Here is a 1,108-nt window from a genome sequence, read left to right on the forward strand (position 1 = left end):
GCTTTGGCGGTAGTCCATGAGGACGAGCGCCTGAGCTATGGCGAGCTCAACGCGCGAGCCAACCGGCTGGCGCATCATCTGATCGCGCTCGGGGTGAGGCCGGACCAGCCGGTGGCGATCTGCCTGGAGCGCAGCCCGGCGATGGTGGTGGGTGTCTTGGCGATCCTCAAGGCGGGCGGCGCCTATCTGCCGCTGGACCCGGCCTATCCCTGCGCGCGGCTGCGGCAGGTTGTCGAGGATGCGGCGCCGCGGCTGCTGCTGGCCGATGCGGCCGGCCGCGCCGCGCTCGGCCCCGAGGCGCTTGTCGATGTGAGCGTGGTCGATCTGGAGACGGCGACCCCGGCTTGGGCCGAACTGCCCGCTTGCGATCCCGAGCCGCGCGCCCTTGGCCTGACCTCACGCCATCTCGCTTATGTGATCTACACCTCCGGCTCAACCGGAACCCCAAAGGGCGTCATGGTCGAGCACCACAACCTGGTCAATCTTACAGCATGGCATGTGCAAACGTTCTGTCGGCAACGAGAAACCTGCTGCGCACTCACGGCCGGAGTGGCATTCGATGCCAGCATTTGGGAGCTGTGGTCTGCATTATCCAATCGTAGCGCATTGCTGCTCTCGCCAAGAGCAGCAGCAGGAGATCCCCTGCTTCTACTGCAATGGTGGTGTGATCAATCGCTGGAGACCGCCTTTTTAGTCACGCCGCTGGCTACAACCGCGTTAGAAGACAAGCAAATAAATCCCACATTGGAGTATTTGCTTATTGGCGGTGATCGTCTCCAGCGTGTTCCTTCCCGGATACCGTCTCCTCTCAAGTTGATAAACAACTATGGCCCGACGGAAGTCACCGTTGTGGCAACCTCGGGACGGCTCTTCAGTGACAACGTTGTGCCGCATATTGGCCGTCCGATTGCGAACACGCGGTTGTATCTTCTGGACGGTCATGGCGCGCCGGTGCCGTTCGGGGCGGTGGGGGAGCTTTACATTGGCGGGGCGGGGGTTGCGCGTGGCTACCTGAACCGGCCCGATCTGACGGCGGAGCGGTTCATCGCCAGTCCCTTTGTGGAAGGCGATCGGCTGTATAAGACCGGCGATCTGGCGCGTTATCTGC

Annotated in this window: 1 protein-coding gene; it reads left to right on the forward strand. The window is 62.6% G+C overall.

The annotated features are described in order from the left end of the window. The coding region (locus NKH90_RS34555; protein ID WP_352823788.1) for an amino acid adenylation domain-containing protein at window positions 1–1,108 on the forward strand (1,108 nt) is incomplete at both ends.

This window comes from Mesorhizobium sp. M0898 (genome assembly GCF_040319695.1).
Lineage (GTDB): Bacteria > Pseudomonadota > Alphaproteobacteria > Rhizobiales > Rhizobiaceae > Mesorhizobium.